We start from the raw sequence: 17948 nt of genomic DNA, 5'->3' as shown, positions 1-17948 counted from the left end.
GCATCGAGCGGGCGAACTCTCCGAACTTCGCCTCCGCCTTCTGCCGGAGCCTCGCCTGGGTGAGCACCGCGGCGACGAGGACGGGGGAGTGGCCGGCGGCTCGGAGGCGTGCCACGGCCCGCACCAGGTCGTCGGACCGGTAGCCGTCGAGGGAGTCGAGGAGCCGGAGGCCCTCGGGGGAGAGGAGCTCGACCAGCTCGTCGCGTCGCATCCGGCCATGGTAGGCCACGGCCTCCCGGCGGGTCCGCTGCCCCGCTTGGCACTCTGATTGCACGAGTGCCAGCGGAGCCCCTACGATGGATCTAGCACTCTCGGAGCGTGTGTGCCAGAACCGCGTTCCGCCCACATCGTCGTCAAGAAAGAGGTCAACCGTGTCGGTGTCCATCAAGCCGCTCGAAGATCGCATCGTCATCAAGCAGGTCGAGGCGGAGCAGGTGACCGCTTCCGGTCTCGTCATCCCCGATACCGCCAAGGAGAAGCCGCAGGAGGGCGAGGTCGTCGCCGTCGGACCCGGTCGCATCGACGACAACGGCAACCGCGTGCCGCTCGACGTCGCCGTCGGCGACAAGGTGATCTACTCCAAGTACGGCGGAACCGAGGTCAAGTTCGGTGGCGAGGACCTGCTGGTCCTCTCCGCTCGCGACGTCCTCGCGGTCGTCGTCCGCTAGGCAGCATCCCTCGGAAGGGCCCGTCGACCTCGGTCGGCGGGCCCTTCCGTCGTTCCCGGTCCTCCTCGCGACCAGTGGCCTGATCCGCCCGCTGCGGGGCCGTCCTCCCACCCCGCGCCTGCGTAGCATCGGGGGAGTGACCAGCTCCCGCACCCCTGCCGAGGCCGTCTCGCCGTCCCCTTCGGACGTGCCCGTCGGCGAAGGAGTGGAGGCGCTCGGAGCGGCGGGACGCCCGGGCGGGATGTCCGGCACGGGGCTGCTGTTCGCGTTCTCGGCCTACCTGCTCTGGGGTGCGATGCCCCTCTACTTCATCGCGATGGCGCCGGCCTCGCCGTTCGAGATCGTCGCGTTCCGGGTGCTCTTCTCGCTCGTCTTCTGCGTGATCCTGCTCACGGTCCTCCGCGGCTGGCGCTCCTTCGGCGCGCTGCTGCGCCGCCCCCGCCTGCTCGGCGTGATGGCGATCGCGGGCGTGCTCATCTACGTCAACTGGCAGGTCTACGTGATCGCCACGACCACGGGCCACGTCATCGAGGCGGCCCTGGGCTACTTCATGAACCCGCTGGTCACGGTGCTGCTGGGCGTCCTGGTGCTGCGCGAGCGCCTCCGGCCCCTGCAGTGGGCCGCGATGAGCGTCAGCGCGGTCGCGGTGCTGGTCATCGCGGTGGGCTACGGATCCTTCCCGTGGATCTCGCTCGCCCTCGCCTTCTCGTTCGGCCTCTACGGCCTGGTGAAGAGCCGCGTCGGCGGCACGGTGGACGCGGTCGGCGGGCTGACGCTCGAGACGCTCTGGCTGACGCCGCTCGCCGTGGTGCAGCTGGCGGTCGTCGGCTCCACGGTGGGGCTGACCCTGACGACGGAGGGGACGGGGCACGCCCTCATCCTCGCCTCGGCCGGGATCGTCACGGCCGTCCCGCTGCTCCTGTTCGCGGGCGCCGCCCGGCGCCTCCCGCTGTCGATCGTCGGCTTCGTGCAGTACCTGACGCCGTTCCTGCAGTTCCTCGTCGGGGCCTTCGTCCTGCACGAGGAGATGCCGCTCGAGCGCTGGATCGGCTTCGCGCTGGTGTGGGCCGCCCTGGCGATCTTCTCAGGCGACCTCGTCGCCGCGGAGCGCAGACGGCGCCGATCCTCCGTCTGATCCGCGGAACGCGTCGTCCTGGCGCGGCGCGACAGCGGAATGGTAACGATCCGGTCGCGAAACGTATTGGTAACACCCCTGTATTGTTCACGGCTGCTTCGAAGGTTAGGTTGGCCGAGCGGTTGCCACCGGCGCCGCTCCCACTGACACACACCTCTCAAGGAGCAACATGGGCGTTTACGCGAAGGCCGGCTCGGCCCGCGCGCGGTCCCTCCGGGCAACCCTCGGCGGCGTCGCCATTCTGGGCGCCAGCGCTCTCGTCCTCGCCGGCTGCGCCGGCGGCGGCGACAGCGGATCGAGCGGCGACAGCGGCTCGGGCGACCTGTCCCTCAAGATCGGCACGATCCTCCCGCAGACCGGCACCCTCGCCGTCCTCGGCCCGCCCGAGATCGCGGGCGTCGACCAGGCGGTCGTCGACATCAACGACGCCAAGGCCGGCATCACGATCGACGTGGAGCAGAAGGACTCGGGCGACACCACGACCGACATCGCGACGCAGTCGGCCACGTCCCTCATCGCCGACAACGTCTCCGCCATCATCGGCGCGGCGTCCTCGGGCGTCTCGAAGACCTTCATCGACCAGGTGACCCAGGCGGGCGTCGTCCAGATCTCGCCGGCCAACACCTCGCCGGACTTCACGACCTACGACGACGACGGCTACTACTGGCGCACCGCTCCCTCGGACGTGCTCCAGGGCCGCATCCTCGGCAACAAGATCCTCGGCGACGGCAAGACCAACGTCTCGATCCTGTACATGAACGACGCGTACGGCACCGGCCTCGAGAAGAACATCAAGGAGACCCTCGAGGCGGGCGGAGCATCCGTCGCGGCCGAGGAGATCTTCGAGCCGGCCTCGACCGACTTCAACTCGGCGCTGACCTCGGTCCTCGCCCCGAACCCCGACGCGCTGGTCGTCATCTCGTTCGACGAGATCAAGACCATCGCGGAGCAGCTCTCGGCCAAGGGCTTCGACTTCTCGAAGCTCTACGGCACGGACGGCAACTACGGCGTCATCGGCGAGTCCGACACCAACGTCGACATCGCCGGCGCCCAGTTCACCAACCCGGGCGTCCAGGCGTCCGAGGACTTCCAGGGCAAGCTGCAGTCGCTCGTCGAGTCGCAGGGCAACGACGCGCTGACCGTGTTCAGCTACGCGCCGGAGTCGTACGACGCCACGGTCCTGACCGCTCTCGCCGCGCTCCAGGGCAAGGCGACGGACGGTGCGACCATCCGCGACAACCTCATGTCGGTCTCGGAGGGCGGCACCAAGTGCACGACCTTCGCCGACTGCGCGAAGCTCATCGCCGACGGCGAGGACGTCGACTACGACGGCCTCTCCGGCCCGATCTCGTTCGACGAGAACGGCGACACCAGCGAGGCCTCGGTCTCGATCTACAAGTACGGCACGGGCAACACCACCTCCTTCGAGGAGACCGTCGAGGGTTCGCTGAACTGACGACGCGGTGACGCGGCTCCTGCCGCATCCCTGAGGGGCTCGGTCTTCGGACCGGGCCCCTCCGCCGTTCCCGGAGCGGAGAGCAGGAGACGCGCCGGTCGTGCGGACGCAGCGAGGCGCGGCGGTCGTCCGGGAGGGTGGCCGCTGTCGGGTGCGGGCGGACGGCTCCGCGGCGTCCAGGGCCCGGCGTGGCGTCGAGGAGCCACCCGGGAGGAGGAGCGGCTCTGACGGCCTGTACGCGCCTCCGAGCGCCTCTCCCGGCCTCGAGGGGGCGCCCTGCCGAACCGCGGGCGGGAGCGACGACGTCGAGCGGGAACGCAGAAGCGCGCGCCCTCCAGTGGGAGGACGCGCGCTCGTGGAGTGCGGAGGGCCTAGGAGGCGCGGAGCAGCTCCGCCTCCTGCGCCAGGCGGTACGTGACGAAGGAACGGCTGTAGTTGCGGCGCTTGCCGCCGGTGGTCTCGGCGATGACGACCTGGGCGTAGACGCCGACGACGCGCCAGCGCTCGTAGTCGCCGATCGCACCGGTGCCGAAGCCGGCTCCGAGTTCCACAGGGGCGGGGGTGTATCTCTTCATGGTCGGCTCCTTCGAGGCGGACGACGCGGCGCTCGAGGCGCTGCGGGGAGGGGAGGAGATCGGCGGCCGATCGCGGTCCCTACCGGGGGAGAGGGGAGCGGGACGTCCCCCTGCAGGGCTGTCCCGTGTACCCAAAACTACGGCAGGCAGGGCGATATCCTGTCCCCCTCGTGGGTGTCGCTGGTGCGGAGAGACTCTCGCTGTCCTGCCCTCGTCCCGCGGACAGGAGACCGAGGGTCTGGCCCGCCGTTCCGCCGACTTCCCGGGGGTTCGGCGGGCATCGCGGAGAGACCGGTGAAGGCCTGTCCGCGCCGGGAGAGCGGCCCCCCGCCTCCCTTCTGCGGCACCCCTTGCCGGCGCGTCTCCGGGCACCGAGCCGCCTGCCTTCCCGCCCTGCTCGGAGTGGTCTCCGAGCCGCCCGGCGCCCTGCGCGAGCGGCCCCGCCTCCGCCCCGGAGCCGCACCGGCCCCTCGGCCCGCTCGCGCCCGCTCCGCGCCCCGGCAACGACGAAGGGCCCGCCGTCCGGAGACGACGGGCCCTTCGCAGCGGGGGTCAGCCGCCGACGGTCGGGGTGCTCGTGGTGACCTCGTTGGTCGTCGCGAGCGTGCCCAGGTAGAGCTCGATGACCTTCGGATCGTTCATCAGCTCCCGGCCCGCGCCCTCGTAGGCGTCGCGGCCCTGGTCGAGGACGTAGCCGCGGTCGCAGATCTGCAGCGCCCGCCGCGCGTTCTGCTCGACGATCATGATCGAGACGCCCGCGCGGTTGATCCGCTGCACGTTGACGAAGGTCTCGTCCTGCCGCATCGGGGACAGGCCGGCGCTGGGCTCGTCGAGCAGCAGCATCGACGGGTCCATCATCAGAGCCCGCGACATCGCCACCATCTGGCGCTCACCGCCCGAGAGCGACCCCGAGCGCTGCTTGAGCCGCTTGCTGAGCTCCGGGAAGAGCTCGGTGACGAACTCGAGCCGCTCCTTGTACAGCTTCGGCTTCTGGTACATGCCCATCTCGAGGTTCTCCTCGATGGTGAGCGACGGGAAGACGTTGTTATTCTGCGGCACGAAGCCCACGCCCTTGGACACCAGCTTGTCGGCCTTGAGGCCGGTGATGTCCTCGCCGTTCAGCAGGACGGTGCCCTGGCGGATGTTGACCAGGCCGAACATCGCCTTCAGCAGCGTCGACTTGCCTGCACCGTTCGGGCCGATGATCCCGACGAGCTCGCCGCGCTTCACGTAGACGTTCGAGCCGTTGAGGATGTTGACCCCCGGCACGTAGCCCGCGTGCAGATCGTGCGTCTCGAGGGTGTTCGGAGTCGTCGTGTCGGCGGTCATCTCTCGTCCTTCTCGAATTCGACGGCCGGGGCGTCGGTCGTCGGGGCGACGCTCGTCGGCGCGGAGGCCGACGGGGACGCCGTTCCGGCGGCCGGAGCGTCGTGGCCGGGCGTCGGGACGCCGGCCTGCTCCGCCTGCCGCTCCACGTCCTCGCGGACGAGGTCGGAGTCCATCTCCTCGGCGATCTCGAGCTGGCCCTCGATCGTGCCCAGGTCGGTGTCGTGGTGCGCGCCCAGGTACGCGTCGATGACGGCCGGGTCGTTCATCACGGTCGAGGGCGGGCCCTCGGCGACGACCTTGCCCTCGGCCATCACGATCACCCAGTCGGCGATCGTGTTGACCATGTGCATGTCGTGCTCGACGAAGAGCACGGTCATGCCCTCGTCCTTCAGGTTCACGATGTGACCCAGGAGCGACTGCGTCAGCGCCGGGTTCACCCCGGCCATCGGCTCGTCGAGCATGACGAGCTCGGGCTCCGACATCAGCGCCCGCGCCATCTCGAGCAGCTTCTTCTGGCCGCCCGACAGGCTCGACGCGTAGTCGTCCCGCTTGGTGTCCAGCTTGAACTTCTCGAGCAGGCGGATCGCGCGCTGCTCGATCGAGTCCTCCTCCTTCGACCACAGCGGGCGGATGAGCGAGGTGAAGATGTTCTCGCCCTTCTGCCCCTTCGCGCCGAGCAGCATGTTCTCGAGCACCGTCATGCCGCCGAGCGCCTTGGTGAGCTGGAACGTGCGCACCATGCCCATCCGCGACACCCGGTAGGCCGGGACGTTGGCGAGGTTCTTGCCCTTGAAGTTCCACTTGCCGGTGTTGGGCTTGTCGAAGCCCGTCAGCAGGTTGAAGAACGTGGTCTTTCCGGCCCCGTTCGGGCCGATCAGGGCGGTGATGGATCCGCGGGGGATCTCGAGGTGCTCGACGTCGACCGCGGTCAGGCCGCCGAAGCGGCGGCTGACGTTGTCGGCGATGACGATGGGGTCCTTCTTCCTGACCCCGGGGACGATTGCTTCCTCGGTGATGTCCGAGACCGGCGTCTTAGGCAAAGTGCAGATCCTTCTTCTTGCCGAAGATCCCCTGGGGTCTGAAGATCACCAGGAGCATGAGGGCTACCCCCACCACGATGAACCGGATGGGTCCGGTCTGCACGGTGGTGAGGCGGATGAGGTCGTTGTTGAGGACCCCGGTGTCGATCCCGAGCGTGAGCAGTCCGTCGGTCAGACCGAGGACGACCCAGAAGATGATCGAGCCGACGACGGGTCCGAAGACCGTCGCGGCGCCGCCCAGCAGCATGATCGTGTAGAGGAAGAACGTGAGCTGGGTGCCGTAGTTGTCGGGCTGAAGCGAGCGGGGGAGGATGAACAGCGCTCCTGCGAGGCCTCCGAGCACGCCGCCCAGGATGAGCGCCTGGATCTTGTACGAGAAGACGTTCTTGCCGAGCGAGCGCACGGCGTCCTCGTCCTCGCGGATGCCCTTGATGACGCGGCCCCAGGGGCTGCGCATCAGGAGGAACACCAGGAGGCAGGCCAGGAGCACGAGGCCCCAGCCGACGATCCGCACCCACCACTGGTCCTGGCTGTAGGTGAGGACGCCGATGCCCCAGCGGCCCTCGGGGAGCGGGTTGAGGTCGTTGAACGCCTTCGCCGCGCCGTTGATGCCCTCCGAGCCGCCGGTGATCGCCGAGAACTCGGGGGTCTTGACAGAGAGCCGGATGATCTCCGCCGCCGCGATCGTGACGATCGAGAGGTAGTCGGCCCGCAGCCGCAGCGTCGGGATGCCCAGGATGAGCGCGAAGACGGTCGCCGCGACGATCGTCGCGAGGAAGGAGCCCCAGACGGGCCATTCGAACTTGACCGAGGTGATGGCGAAGGCGTAGCCGCCTACTGCCATGAAGCCGGCCTGTCCGAAGTTGAGCAGCCCCGTGAATCCGAAGTGGATGACCAGGCCGATGGTCGCCAGCGCGTACGCGGCGACAGTGGGATCGACGATCTGCCCGATCGCCAGCCAGATGAAGTTGAGGTTCATGGTGTCCTAGCCGATCCGTTCCTTGCGGCCCAGGATTCCCTGCGGCCTGACCAGGAGGATGATGATCATGAGAACGAGCGGAGCCACGTACTTGAGGTTCTCCGGGATCCAGATCGTCGAGATGTTCATCATCAGTCCGATGATGAGCGAGCCGACCAGCGCGCCGTAGGCGGAGCCGAGTCCGCCGAGCGTGATCGCCGCGAAGATCAGCAGCAGGATCGACGCTCCCGTGTCCCAGCGCAGCGACTGGTAGTAGCCGATGTAGACGCCCGCCAGCGCGGCGAGAGCGCCCGACATCACCCAGACGACGCGGATGACGCGCTCGACGTTGATGCCCGAGGCGGAGGCGAGGGCCCGGTTGTCCGAGACCGCCCGCATCGCCTTGCCGATCTTCGTCTTCGTGAGGACGTAGGCCACGGCGACGATGCAGACGACGCCGACGACGGCGCCGACGATGTCGGTGAACTTCAGGCTGATCCCGAGCTCCGGCACCGTGAAGAACGGAGCGGTGCTGTTGGGGAGCGAGAGGCGGTCGGCTCCGAAGAAGAAGACGAACACGTAGCGCAGGGCCAGCGAGAGGCCGATCGTCACGATCATCAGCGGGATGAGCTGGATGCCCTTCTTCCGCAGCGGCTTCCAGAGCAGTCCGTCCTGGACGAAGCCGAAGGCCCCGCCGAGGATCACCGCGATCGGGATGGCCAGCAGCGCCGGGAGTCCGAAGACCCCGGAGAAGAGGTACGCCATCAGCGCGCCGAAGGTGACCAGCTCGCCGTGGGCGAAGTTGTTCAGGCCGGTCACGCCGTAGATCAGCGAGGCGCCGATCGCCGCGAGGGCGATCAGGAGCCCGAAGATCAGTCCGGTGACGACCTTCGGCCAGAAGATGATCCAGAACGTGTCGGCCGACACCGGCTGGTTCACCGCGTTGGACGTCCCGTCGGGGTTCGTCGCGTCGTTGCCGGTCGTGCCCTCGGTCGCGGGGCTCGTCGGAGCCGCGGAGTCCGTCGGGACCGGGACGGTCGCTCCGGAGCCCTTCGGGTTGGCCGTCGAGACGATGAAGTTGACGATCTGGTTCTGCGAGGCGACGATCTTCACCTGCTTCGGGTTCTGACCCGCGGCGGGGTAGCCCTTGTCGGCGGGCAGGGACTCCTCGTCGACGGTCACCGTGTAGGTGCCCGCGGCGTCGAGGGGGAACGTGGCCCGGCCGTCCTCGCCGGTTGTCACGGTCGCGGAGGCGTCGCCTCCGATCTCGACGGTCACCCCCGTCAGGTTCTCGTTCGTCCCCTGCACGCGGACCCAGGCGATGATCGACTGGTCGGCGGTGGTGGCGGCGAGTGCGGCGGGGGCCGCCGCGGCGATCCCGGTGAGGGTCGCGGCGAGCAGACCCAGGGCCAGGAGCCGGTCTCGGAGCCTCGGGCGTCTCCTATCCACGGGGCGCCTCCCGGTCCGTCGGATGCAGGGTCGTCGAGCGCTGGCGGCGCATCGAACGGCTGGCTGTGAGCAAGACGTCTACCTCTCGTCAGGGTGCACAGACGGATGGGGTCTCCGGGCACGCCCGAATCGCCGTCGTCAAACAACGTTGGTTGACCATACGTTCCGCATGTGTCGGCGGTGTTTCACCGTCCGCACTTACGCGTGACGACATTATGAGGGAGAGGAGAGCGCTCCAGCGCCCATCCGCGGCCCGGCGGCCGCGCCGTCGAGGAATACCGCGAGCCTCACGGCGCTTAAGATCGAACAACCGTGGCGCTCGTGAGCGGACTCCTCCCGTCCTCTCCGGGCTCCCGCACTCGACCTGCTAAGGGGCATTGATGGACCAGCCGGATCCCTTCGGATTCCTCGGACTCACCTACGACGACGTCATGCTCCTCCCGGGGCACACCGACGTCATCCCGAGCGAGGCCGACACGGCCTCCCGTCTCACCAAGCGCATCAGCGTGGCGACCCCGTTGCTCTCCGCGGCGATGGACACCGTCACCGAGGCGCGCATGGCGATCGCGATGGCCCGCCAGGGCGGCCTCGGCGTCCTGCACCGCAACCTCTCCATCGCCGACCAGGCCGACCAGGTCGACCGGGTGAAGCGGAGCGAGTCGGGCATGGTCTCGAACCCCGTCACCACCACCCCGGACGCCACCGTCGCCCAGGTCGACGACCTCTGCGGCCAGTACCGGATCAGCGGCCTCCCCGTCGTCGACTCCACCGGCGTGCTCGTGGGCATCATCACCAACCGCGACATGCGCTTCGTCTCGCCGTTCGAGAAGGCGACCACGCTCGTCCGCGACGTGATGACCAGCACCGGCCTGATCACGGGCCGCGTCGGCATCCCCGACAGCGAGGTCATCGCCCTCTTCGCGCAGCACAAGATCGAGAAGCTGCCGCTCGTCGACGCGCAGGGCAAGCTCGCCGGCCTCATCACGGTCAAGGACTTCGACAAGTCGGAGCAGTACCCCAACGCCACGAAGGACGACGAGGGCCGCCTCCGGGTCGGCGCCGCGATCGGCTTCTTCGGCGACGCCTGGCAGCGCGCCACCGCCCTGCTCGACGCGGGCGTCGACGTGATCGTCGTCGACACCGCCAACGGCGACTCCGCCGGCGTGCTCGACATCATCCGCCGCCTGAAGTCCGACTCCGCGTTCGCTGGCGTCGACGTCATCGGCGGCAACGTCGCGACCCGCTCCGGGGCGCAGGCCCTCGTCGACGCGGGCGCCGACGCCATCAAGGTCGGCGTCGGCCCCGGCTCGATCTGCACCACCCGCGTCGTCGCCGGCGTCGGAGTCCCGCAGGTCACCGCGGTCTACGAGGCGTCCCTCGCCGCGCGCGAGTCCGGCGTGCCGGTGATCGCCGACGGCGGCCTCCAGTACTCCGGCGACATCGCCAAGGCGCTCGTCGCCGGCGCCGACACCGTGATGCTCGGCTCGCTCCTCGCGGGCTGCGAGGAGAGCCCCGGCGACCTCGTGTTCCAGAACGGCAAGCAGTTCAAGACCTACCGCGGGATGGGCTCCCTCGGCGCCCTGCAGACCCGCGGCGAGCGGACCTCCTACTCGAAGGACCGCTACTTCCAGTCCGACGTGCCCACCGACGACAAGCTGATCGCCGAGGGCATCGAGGGCCAGGTGCCCTATCGCGGCCCGCTCGCGAACGTGGCGTACCAGCTCGCCGGCGGGCTCCGCCAGTCGATGTTCTACGTCGGAGCGCGCACCATCCCCGAGCTGAAGGAGCGCGGGAAGTTCGTGCGCATCACGGCGGCCGGGCTGAAGGAGTCGCACCCGCACGATGTGCAGATGGTGGTGGAGGCGCCGAACTACCGGCGCTGAGAGGTCTGGTGGTGCCGGCGGCGGATCGGGATCGCGGCCCCTCTGCCCGATGGGCCTGCGGCCCATACGCCCACCACGCCGGAGGGGCCGCGATCCCGATCCGCCGCCTCCCTCCGGGAGACGAGCACCGGTCCTCGGCTGAGGGGCGGGGTACGCAGCGCGAGCGGCGCGAGGCGCCGCCGCGACTGCGGGGGGAGGCTTCCGCCTTTGCCGACGCGCGGGAGTGGTCGTGCGCCGCGCGCGAGCGCGACGGAGTGGGGACTGGCGTCCCGCGTTGCAGCGAATCGTGGTGGCGGCCGCGCAGGCTTCACCTGCTGGTGGAGTGCGCCCGCTCGCGTCGATCGCGGCCCGGTGAGGAGCCCGGTGGGAGCGGAAGCAAGCGATCCGCTTTCCAGCGGATCGTCGTAGCGCGGACGCGAGACGCTCTTGGGAACGCGACCGCCCGCTCGGGCCGACCGCGGGCGAGCGACGAGCGGAGCGAGGAGCGAGCCACAGTAAACTCAGCGTCATGGAGATCGAGATCGGGCGCGCCAAGCGCGCCCGCCGCGCGTATGCCTTCGACGACATCGCCGTCGTCCCGAGCCGCCGGACGCGCGACCCCGAGGTCGTGTCGGTGAAGTGGTCGATCGACGCGTACCAGTTCGCGACGCCGATCCTCGCCGCGCCGATGGACTCGGTGGTGTCGCCGGCGACGGCGATCCGGCTCGGGCATCTGGGGGCGCTGGGCGTCCTCGACCTCGAGGGTCTGTGGACGCGGTACGTGGACCCGGAGCCGCTGCTCGAGGAGATCCGCCGGCTTCCGGCCGAGACCGCGACGCAGCGGATGCAGGAGATCTACTCCGCTCCGATCCGCCCCGAGCTGGTGACCGCGCGCCTGGCCGAGATCCGCGCCGCGGGCGTCACCGTCGCCGGGGCCCTGTCGCCCCAGCGGACCGCGGAGCTGTACCAGACCGTCGTCGACGCCGGGGTCGACGTGTTCGTCATCCGCGGCACGACCGTCTCGGCCGAGCACGTCTCGCGCGACACCGAGCCGCTGAACCTCAAGAAGTTCATCTACGAGCTCGACGTGCCCGTCATCGTCGGCGGCGCCTCCACCTACACCGCGGCCCTGCACCTCATGCGCACGGGCGCCGCGGGTGTCCTCGTCGGGTTCGGCGGCGGTGCCGCCTCCACCACCCGCACGACGCTCGGCATCCAGGCTCCGATGGCGACCGCGGTCGCCGATGTCGCCGGCGCTCGCCGCGACTACCTCGACGAGTCGGGCGGACGCTACGTGCACGTCATCGCGGACGGCGGCCTCGGCACCTCCGGCGACATCGTGAAGGCCGTCGCGGTGGGCGCGGACGCCGTGATGCTCGGCTCGGCGCTGGCCCGCGCGACCGACGCTCCCGGCGGGGGCTGGCACTGGGGCGCGGAGGCGCACCACCCGCAGCTGCCGCGCGGCCGCCGCGTCGAGGTCGGCACCGTCGGCACCCTCGAGCAGGTCCTCTACGGCCCGGCCACCGGTGCCGACGGCACGGCGAACCTCATCGGCGCCCTGCGCCGCTCGATGGCGACGACCGGCTACTCCGACCTCAAGGAGTTCCAGCGGGTCGAGGTCGTCGTCGCGCCGTACCAGCCCAGCTGACGCTCACCGACCGAGGCGATCCGGCCCGTCGAGGCCGCCGCGAACAGCGGGCTCCCTCGACGGCCCGGAGGTCCCTTGACGCGGCGGACGCCGGGACGGGCCGGCCGGATGAGCAGGGGGCTGGCGTCGTGAGCCTTGCGCCAGCCCAGCGGACGACGCTGCGGACCCGCGCGCGGAGCCGGTCCTCACGGCGCTTCTCGGCGAGAAGCACGAGCTCGGGAGCGGTCCCGGAGGAACGCCGGGTCGGTCCAGGTCGACGGCGGTCTGCGCCGGATCCGAGACGGCGAGTCCGCCTATCAGTGCGGGTGGGGGCGGACGCGCGCTCCGCGACGCCGTTCCGCATCCGGCTGCCCAGGTCCGTCGCCCCTCGACATGCACGGTCACCGCGAGCGGCTCGACCAGGGGGGTCCCGGACCGCCGCCGCCGACTCGCGGAGGACGAAGGGCGCGCTCCAGGTCGCGGCCACGGCGTCGATCCGCGCCCGCTGCCGCTCGTCCGCGGAGGCCCTCGCCCACTCGCCGGCCCGCGCGTACCGCGGCGCAGCCGCACGGACTCGTCCGACCGGCGGCACGCCCCGTCTCGACAGATCCCCACTGCACGCTTCCGCCCCCCTTTCCCTCCCTCCGCTCCTCCTGTGGAGACTCCCCCCATCCCCTGTGGGCAGCGAGGGAACGCAGGACCGCCGAGCCGGCCGGGAACCGCGGGATCCCTCGACTGGTCGGGGTTCCCTCGGCAGGAGGGCTCCGCACGCGCCTAAGCTGGAAGTCCCGAGTGGGAGCGCCGCACGGCGCGGAGGGAGCACGCATGGTCGAGGTCCGCAGGGTCAAACTGCCCGGTGTCGGGGTTCTGCACACGTTCCTGACGGCCGACGGCGGGAAGGTCGGCGTCATCGCCCACCGCTCCGGCCACAGCGACCTGATCACGTTCGCCGAGGGCGACCAGGACGGCGCCAAGGTGTCCCTCCGCCTGAGCGACGACGAGGCGCACACGCTCGCCGAGCTCCTCGGCGGCACGCAGATCACGGAGTCGCTGACCGCGCTCGACCAGATCCCGGGCCTCTCGATCGACTGGTTCACCGTCGACTACGACGACCACATCGCCGGACAGCAGCTCGGCAAGCCCGCCGACCGAGGGATTGTCGGGCTGACCGTCGTCGCCGTGGTCCGGGGCGACGCCGCCAATCCGGCGCCGGCCCCCGACTTCCGCGTCTTCCCCGGCGACACCCTCGTGGTCGCCGGCAGCCCCGAGAAGGTCGCCAAGGCGTTCGCGTTCTTCCGCACCGGCAGCTTCGCCAAGACGGTCGACGCCCCGCCCGGAGCCTGAGGATGCACCACGGCGAAGACCTCATCGTCCTCGGCGTCCTGTTCGTCGTCGCCTACGTCCTCGGCCGGCTGGGGAGGACGATCGGGCTCCCGGCCATCCCGATCTACATGGTCGTCGGGCTCCTCGCGAGCCCGAACTTCCACCTCTTCCCGCTCGACTTCGAGTCGAGCTACATCGAGCTGACCGCGGTCTTCGGGCTGATCCTGCTGCTGTTCAATCTCGGCCTGGAGTTCGACCAGGACGAGTTCTTCGGGAACGCCGGCCGTCTGATCCTCTCCGGCGGCTCCTACATCGCGGTCAACATGGCCGTCGGCCTCGGCTTCGGCTTCGCGCTGGGCTGGGGGAGCCGCGAGGCGCTGATCATCGCCGGCATCACGGCGACGAGCTCGAGCGCGATCGTCACCAAGCTGCTGATCGAGCTCAAGCGCCTGGCGAACCCCGAGACGCCGATGATCCTGGGCGTCACGGTCGTCGAGGACATCTTCATCGCGGTCTACCTGGCGATCGTGTCCGTCGTGCTCTCGGGCGAGACGGAGCCGTGGCCGGTGGTGCTCAAGCTCGTCATCGCGTTCGCGTTCCTCGTGGTGATGTTCGCGATCGCCCGCTGGGGCGGGAAGGTCGTCTCCCGCTTCTTCCGCACCCGCGACGACGAGCTGTTCACGATCCTGTTCTTCGGTCTCGCCATCCTGTTCGGCGGCATCGGCGAGGTCCTCGGAGTGACGGACGCCATCGGCGCGTTCCTGATCGGACTGGTCATCGGAGCGACGCGGTTCCGGTCGAGGGTCGAGCACATCGCGATCCCGCTGCGCGACGTGTTCGGAGCCTTCTTCTTCGTCAACTTCGGCCTCGGGCTGGATCCCGGCGCGTTTCCGAGCGTCGTTGTCCCGGTGCTGATCGCCGCGGTGATGACCATCGTCCTGAACCTCGGCGCGGGGCAGTTCGTCGCGTGGCTCAACAAGCTCGGACCGCGCGCGGGCCTGAACGCGGCGTTCATCCTGCACAACCGCGGCGAGTTCGCGCTCATCCTGGCGACGCTCTCGCTCTCGGCGGGGCTCGACGAGCGGATCCAGCCCTTCGCCGGCCTCTACGTGCTGATCATGGCGATCGTCGGGCCGATCCTCGCCTCGCGCTCCGAGAGCATCGGCGCGTTCCTCTCGCGGCGGCGGCACCGCCCGGCACCCGCAGCGGCCACGGCCATGGACGAGGAGGACTTCGCGCTCGTGGAGGCGGCGATGGCCGCGCCCGCCGTCTCCGCGGAGGAGGCCCCCGCTCCTCCGAGGCGCCCCGCGGAGCCGGACGAGCTCGACGACGAGTTCCCCGATCCGATGCGCCAGGCGCTCATCGACCAGGCGATGCAGCAGTCCGACGGCGCCGACGACGCCCGGCCCCGCCGCCCGAGGGAGCCCGACTACTGATCCCACGGAGCTCCCACACTCACGGGTTAGGCTCGATCCGGCCCGCGGGACACCGCACGGATCGAGGGCGGACGAGGGACGAATGACGCAGAGCACGGTCGGGCAGGTGGCCCGGCGCCCGCGCTGGATCGCCGCGCTGGCGCTCGCACTCCTGATCGCCGGGCTCTTCGCCGCGCTCGGGCAGTGGCAGGTCGGCCGCGCGGTCGAAGCCGCCGCGCCCGACTCCGGAGTGTCGGAGACGACGCTCCCGCTCACCGAGGTCGCGACCCCCTCCCGCTCGATCACGGCTACCGCCGACGGACAGCGCGTGGAGGGCTCGTCCGTCTTCGTGCCGGGCGGTGCCGAGATCCTCGGCGGCCGCCTGAACGGCGAGCAGCCGGGCTGGTGGGTCATCGCCCGTACCCGCACCGCCGACGCCGACCTGGTGCTCGCCTACGGCTGGACGCAGGACGAGGCGCAGGCGCAGTCCGTCGCGGACGCGCTCAACAGCGGGAGCGAGCAGGCGCCCTCCTCCTTCACCGGCCGCCTCGTGGCCAACGAGGCCGCGGAGGCGCCGGCGGAGGGCCTGGACCCCGCCACCCTCACCGCGCTCTCCGTCCCCGCGCTGATCAACCGCTGGCCGGACCCGCCGCAGGACGTCTACCAGGGCTACGTCGTCGTCGACGAGCCGGTCGCCGGCCTCGGGGCCATCGACTCCCCGGCGCGCGTGAGCGACGTCTCGCTGAACTGGCTCAACGTCTTCTACGCGATCGAGTGGGTCGTCTTCGCCGGCTTCGCCCTCTACCTCTGGTTCCGCCTCGTCAAGGACGCGTGGGAGCGCGAGGCCGAGGAGGCGCTCGACGCCGAGGAGCGCGCCCGCGCCGACCTGGGCGACCGGGCCGAGGCCCCCGCCCCCGCACCGTAAACTGGTCGTCATGCCCCTCGAGCCCAAGCCCGCGCAGTTCCCTGCGATCCGGAGCGCGCTGCGCTTCTACCGGGTGACCTCGATCATCACCGGCGTGATGCTGCTCCTGCTCTGCGCGGAGATGCTCCTCAAGTACGTCTTCCACCTCGAGCTGTTCGCCTTCGGCCAGCAGGGCGTCCTGCACTTCGCCCCGATGTACGAGGTGCCCGGAGGCGATTTCAGGTCGAGCGGCACCGGCGCGAACCTGTCCACCGGCATCCTGATCGCGCACGGCTGGTTCTACGTCGTCTACCTCTTCGCCGACTTCCGCCTGTGGAGCCTCATGCGCTGGCCGTTCACGCGCTTCGTGCTCATCGCGCTCGGCGGCGTGGTGCCCACCCTCTCCTTCTTCGTCGAGACCCGCATCGCCCGCGAGGTCGAGCAGTACCTCGAGCGCCGGACCGCCGGCACCGACCCGAAGACCCCGACCGACTCCGTGGAGGCCCCCCATTAGCGAGCAGCCCACCGCTCCCCAGCCGCACCTGGCCGCGCAGCCCGTCCTCGTCGTCGACTTCGGCGCGCAGTACGCGCAGCTGATCGCCCGCCGAGTCCGCGAGGCGAACGTCTACTCCGAGATCGTGCCCTCCAACGCCACGGCCGCCGAGATCGCCGCGAAGTCGCCCGTCGGCATCATCCTCTCGGGCGGCCCCTCCAGCGTGTACGAGGAGGGCGCCCCGCAGCTCGACCCTGCGATCTTCGACCTCGGGGTCCCGGTCCTGGGCATCTGCTACGGCTTCCAGGTGATGGCGAAGACGCTCGGCGGCGAGGTCGCCAACACCGGGCTGCGCGAGTACGGAGCGACGGACGCCGCCCTCTCGACCGACGGTGGCGTGCTCCTCGGCGAGCAGCCCGCCGACCAGACGGTGTGGATGAGCCACGGCGACTCGGTCGCACAGGCGCCCGAGGGCTTCGAGGTCCTCGCCTCCACGAGCTCCACCCCGGTCGCCGCCTTCGGCAACGACGAGCGCCGCCTCTACGGCGTGCAGTGGCACCCGGAGGTCAAGCACTCCGCCTACGGCCAGGCCGTCATCGAGAACTTCCTCCACCGCGCCGCGGGCATCCCGGCCGACTGGAACTCCTCCAACGTGATCGACGACCAGGTCGCCGTGATCCGCGAGCAGGTCGGCACCGGACGCGTCATCTGCGGCCTGTCCGGCGGAGTCGACTCCGCCGTCGCCGCTGCGATCGTGCACCGCGCCATCGGCGACCAGCTCACCTGCGTCTTCGTCGACCACGGACTCCTCCGCAAGGACGAGCGCCGCCAGGTCGAGGAGGACTACGTCGCCGCGACCGGCGTCCGCCTGGTCACCGTCGACGCGCGCGAGCAGTTCCTCGACGCGCTCGCCGGCGTCAGCGACCCGGAGCAGAAGCGCAAGATCATCGGCCGCGAGTTCATCCGCACCTTCGAGGCCGCCGCCGAAGCGCTCGTGCTCGAAGCCCAGGGCGAGGGCGAGACGATCGACTTCCTCGTCCAGGGCACGCTCTACCCCGACGTCGTCGAATCCGGCGGCGGCACCGGCACCGCCAACATCAAGTCCCACCACAACGTCGGCGGACTCCCCGAGGACCTGCAGTTCGCGCTCGTCGAGCCGCTCCGCACCCTCTTCAAGGACGAGGTCCGCGCGATCGGCCGCGAGCTCGGCCTCCCCGAGGTCATCGTCGGCCGCCAGCCCTTCCCCGGACCCGGCCTCGGCATCCGCATCGTCGGCGAGGTCACCCAGGAGCGGCTCGACCTCCTCCAGGACGCCGACGCCATCGTCCGCGCCGAGCTCACCGCCGCCGGCCTCGACACCGAGATCTGGCAGTGCCCCGTCGTCCTCCTCGCCGACGTCCGCTCCGTCGGAGTCCAGGGCGACGGCCGCACCTACGGCCACCCCATCGTCCTGCGCCCCGTCTCCTCGGAAGACGCGATGACCGCCGACTGGACCCGCCTGCCCTACGACCTCCTCGCCAGAATCTCCAACCGCATCACCAACGAGGTGAGCGGCGTGAACCGGGTGGTGCTGGATGTGACGTCCAAGCCCCCCGGCACCATCGAGTGGGAGTGATTCCGCGGGTCTCCGCGCGGTCAGCTGCAAGGCGGAGAAGGGCGCGATACCGGAGGTATCGCAACCGCCGACAACGCCGCAGATGACCGTGCGGAGACC

15 protein-coding genes and 1 pseudogene are annotated in these 17948 nt (G+C 70.3%); 10 read left to right on the top strand and 6 right to left on the bottom strand.

Annotation, left to right across the window (positions count from 1 at the left end; all coding sequences use genetic code 11):
* Nucleotides 1-211: pseudogene (locus C5C33_RS16470) on the bottom strand (SAM-dependent methyltransferase); the annotation flags it as partial.
* A gap of 160 nt (nucleotides 212-371) precedes the next feature.
* On the opposite strand from C5C33_RS16470, the gene groES reads away from it, so the two are divergent.
* From groES to C5C33_RS16455, 3 genes are all read left to right on the top strand, one after another.
* Nucleotides 372-668 carry a co-chaperone GroES gene (gene groES / locus C5C33_RS16465; RefSeq protein WP_097167691.1) on the top strand — a complete coding sequence of 99 codons (297 nt, stop codon included), beginning with the start codon at nucleotides 372-374 and terminating at the stop codon, nucleotides 666-668.
* A 241-nt stretch (nucleotides 669-909) separates the two neighbouring features.
* Nucleotides 910-1803: an EamA family transporter RarD gene (gene rarD / locus C5C33_RS16460; protein WP_104261637.1), complete on the top strand. Its 894-nt coding sequence runs from the start codon at nucleotides 910-912 to the stop codon at nucleotides 1801-1803.
* A gap of 169 nt (nucleotides 1804-1972) precedes the next feature.
* Nucleotides 1973-3259, top strand: coding sequence for an ABC transporter substrate-binding protein (locus C5C33_RS16455; protein ID WP_104234163.1), 1287 nt, complete (start codon nucleotides 1973-1975; stop codon nucleotides 3257-3259).
* Nucleotides 3260-3630: 371 nt separating this feature from the next.
* Here C5C33_RS16455 and C5C33_RS16450 read toward each other — a convergent pair whose 3' ends face one another.
* The 5 genes from C5C33_RS16450 to C5C33_RS16430 all read right to left on the bottom strand — a co-directional run bounded on the left by C5C33_RS16450 (nucleotide 3631) and on the right by C5C33_RS16430 (nucleotide 8610).
* On the bottom strand, nucleotides 3631-3834 hold the full coding sequence (locus C5C33_RS16450; protein WP_146076626.1) for a hypothetical protein: 204 nt from the start codon (nucleotides 3832-3834) through the stop codon (nucleotides 3631-3633).
* Between the two features lie 552 nt (nucleotides 3835-4386).
* Nucleotides 4387-5163: an ABC transporter ATP-binding protein gene (locus C5C33_RS16445; RefSeq protein WP_104224729.1), complete on the bottom strand. Its 777-nt coding sequence runs from the start codon at nucleotides 5161-5163 to the stop codon at nucleotides 4387-4389.
* Nucleotides 5160-6203: an ABC transporter ATP-binding protein gene (locus tag C5C33_RS16440; RefSeq protein ID WP_104261636.1), complete on the bottom strand. Its 1044-nt coding sequence runs from the start codon at nucleotides 6201-6203 to the stop codon at nucleotides 5160-5162. Before C5C33_RS16440 ends, C5C33_RS16445 begins: the two co-directional genes overlap by 4 nt.
* The gene (locus tag C5C33_RS16435) at nucleotides 6196-7182 is read right to left on the bottom strand and encodes a branched-chain amino acid ABC transporter permease (RefSeq protein WP_104224731.1); all 987 of its coding nucleotides are present in this window, start codon (nucleotides 7180-7182) and stop codon (nucleotides 6196-6198) included. The genes C5C33_RS16440 and C5C33_RS16435 overlap by 8 nt, the downstream gene beginning before the upstream one ends.
* A gap of 6 nt (nucleotides 7183-7188) precedes the next feature.
* On the bottom strand, nucleotides 7189-8610 hold the full coding sequence (locus tag C5C33_RS16430) for a branched-chain amino acid ABC transporter permease (RefSeq protein WP_104224732.1): 1422 nt from the start codon (nucleotides 8608-8610) through the stop codon (nucleotides 7189-7191).
* Between the two features lie 380 nt (nucleotides 8611-8990).
* Here C5C33_RS16430 and guaB point away from each other — a divergent pair, with 380 nt between their 5' ends.
* From guaB to guaA, 7 genes are all read left to right on the top strand, one after another.
* Nucleotides 8991-10493, top strand: a complete 1503-nt coding sequence (gene guaB, locus C5C33_RS16425) for an IMP dehydrogenase (RefSeq protein WP_104224733.1) — start codon at nucleotides 8991-8993, stop codon at nucleotides 10491-10493.
* Nucleotides 10494-11001: 508 nt separating this feature from the next.
* Nucleotides 11002-12120 carry a GuaB3 family IMP dehydrogenase-related protein gene (locus tag C5C33_RS16420; RefSeq protein ID WP_104261635.1) on the top strand — a complete coding sequence of 373 codons (1119 nt, stop codon included), beginning with the start codon at nucleotides 11002-11004 and terminating at the stop codon, nucleotides 12118-12120.
* An 804-nt stretch (nucleotides 12121-12924) separates the two neighbouring features.
* Entirely contained in the window at nucleotides 12925-13443 is a 519-nt protein-coding gene (locus C5C33_RS16415; RefSeq protein ID WP_068256939.1) for a cation:proton antiporter regulatory subunit, read from the top strand.
* Between the two features lie 2 nt (nucleotides 13444-13445).
* Nucleotides 13446-14858 carry a cation:proton antiporter gene (locus C5C33_RS16410; protein WP_104234167.1) on the top strand — a complete coding sequence of 471 codons (1413 nt, stop codon included), beginning with the start codon at nucleotides 13446-13448 and terminating at the stop codon, nucleotides 14856-14858.
* Nucleotides 14859-14940: 82 nt separating this feature from the next.
* Entirely contained in the window at nucleotides 14941-15762 is an 822-nt protein-coding gene (locus tag C5C33_RS16405; RefSeq protein ID WP_104261634.1) for an SURF1 family cytochrome oxidase biogenesis protein, read from the top strand.
* A gap of 10 nt (nucleotides 15763-15772) precedes the next feature.
* Nucleotides 15773-16255, top strand: a complete 483-nt coding sequence (locus tag C5C33_RS16400) for a DUF3817 domain-containing protein (RefSeq protein ID WP_104261633.1) — start codon at nucleotides 15773-15775, stop codon at nucleotides 16253-16255.
* A gap of 28 nt (nucleotides 16256-16283) precedes the next feature.
* Complete coding sequence (gene guaA, locus C5C33_RS16395; RefSeq protein WP_104227304.1) at nucleotides 16284-17849, top strand: glutamine-hydrolyzing GMP synthase; 1566 nt, start codon at nucleotides 16284-16286, stop codon at nucleotides 17847-17849.
* Nucleotides 17850-17948: the final 99 nt, after the last annotated feature.

This window comes from Rathayibacter sp. AY1H3, assembly GCF_002932015.1.
This window is presented reverse-complemented; position numbering and strand designations above follow the sequence as displayed.